This is a genomic window from Novosphingobium sp. (assembly GCF_030699305.1).
GTDB lineage: Bacteria > Pseudomonadota > Alphaproteobacteria > Sphingomonadales > Sphingomonadaceae > Novosphingobium.
The window spans coordinates 1-1183 of sequence record NZ_JAUYNB010000009.1 but is presented as its reverse complement, the minus strand read 5'-3'; the positions used below and the strand labels follow the sequence as shown (position 1 = coordinate 1183).

Below are 1183 nucleotides of genomic sequence, written 5' to 3'. Positions count from 1 at the left end.
CTAGGCGGCGTGGACAAATTTGAGCCAGTATCTGGCGGTGGCGATATGGACCATTCCGAGGAAGCTGTTGGCCAGTTGATCGTATCGGGTGGCGATGGCGCGGTTGATCTTGAGCTGCCCAAACATGCGCTCGATGCGATTGCGCTGCTTGTAGAGCGCCCGATCATGTTCGATTTTCACGCGACGGTTTGACCGGCCCGGAATGACGGCCTCGATTTTCCGTTTGGCAAGGTCGGCACGGATTGCGTCGGCGTCGTAGCCCTTGTCGGCGAGTAAAGCGTCAGGTGCGCGCTCGGGCAGGTCGATCAGGGCGTCATAGGCCTTGCAATCTGCCGCCTCGCCGACCGTCAGATGGAATGCGAGCGGTCGTCCGAGGGCATCAGCCAAGCAGTGAAGCTTACTGGTGAACCCGCCCCGCGAGCGGCCAAGAGCGCGTCGATGAGTCCCCCTTTTCCGCCCGCTGCCGAGACATGGGCGCGGACTGTAGTGCTGTCGATGCTGTAGTGGCCGCTATCTGCCATGACTTCAGCAAGCGTCACAGCTACGGTCTCCCAGACCCCGGCCTCGCTCCATCTCCGGAACCGGCGATAGATGGTGTTCCAGCTGCCGTATTTGGGCGGCACATCTCGCCAAGGAGCACCGCAACGAAGCCGCCAGAGTATGCCGTTGATGATTGACCGGTTGTGCTCGGGACGCCTACCGCGACCACGGTTCTCGGGTTCAATTGGCAACAAGTCCTTCAAAACGCGCCATTCAGCTTCGGTGAGATCGCCCCTGCTCAAGCCTGCCTCCAAAAAGCAGCCTTGAATCAATCCTCGCACGCCTCGTCAATCATTTCAGCTTCCCCGTCAGCCCTGTTTGCCGATAGGTTCGCAAAACCCGGAGCACCGACACATGTATCGCATCACTTTAGAATGCCATGATGTTCCCGCCGCAGCGGGAGACGAAGCGGCGCGCGACATCACCGAAGCGTTTCGGCTTCACTATCCGCATGAACACAACGTCAGTTGCACCTATGCAAACTGCAAGCTGAGGCTGGTCGCCGAGAACGACTATGACCCCGAAGGGCTCAATCTGATGGACGAGTTCTCGGACAACATCTGCACATACGTCGAGCCCTTCGACGGCGACATTAAGCTGGTGAGCGTAGAAAACCTGCGCTGAATTTGTCCACGCCGCCTAG

At 59.1% G+C, this 1183-nt stretch carries 2 protein-coding genes; one reads left to right on the top strand and one right to left on the bottom strand.

All coding sequences use genetic code 11. The features are described 5' to 3' along the window. A protein-coding gene (locus tag Q8Q53_RS02730) for an IS5 family transposase (RefSeq protein ID WP_305700218.1) occupies positions 1–782 on the bottom strand; the annotation gives its coding sequence in 2 pieces (ribosomal slippage) (positions 1–458 and positions 458–782; 783 coding nt in all). Positions 783–894: 112 nt separating this feature from the next. Between Q8Q53_RS02730 and Q8Q53_RS02725 the strand changes: the two genes are divergently transcribed. Continuing rightward, on the top strand, positions 895–1164 hold the full coding sequence (locus Q8Q53_RS02725; RefSeq protein ID WP_305700217.1) for a hypothetical protein: 270 nt from the start codon (positions 895–897) through the stop codon (positions 1162–1164). Positions 1165–1183 lie beyond the last annotated feature (19 nt).

Bases quoted from the DNA above. Each gene is read 5' to 3' on its own strand.
- Q8Q53_RS02725 (WP_305700217.1), top strand. From the start codon at position 895: ATGTATCGCATCACTTTAGAATGCCATGATGTTCCCGCCGCAGCGGGA.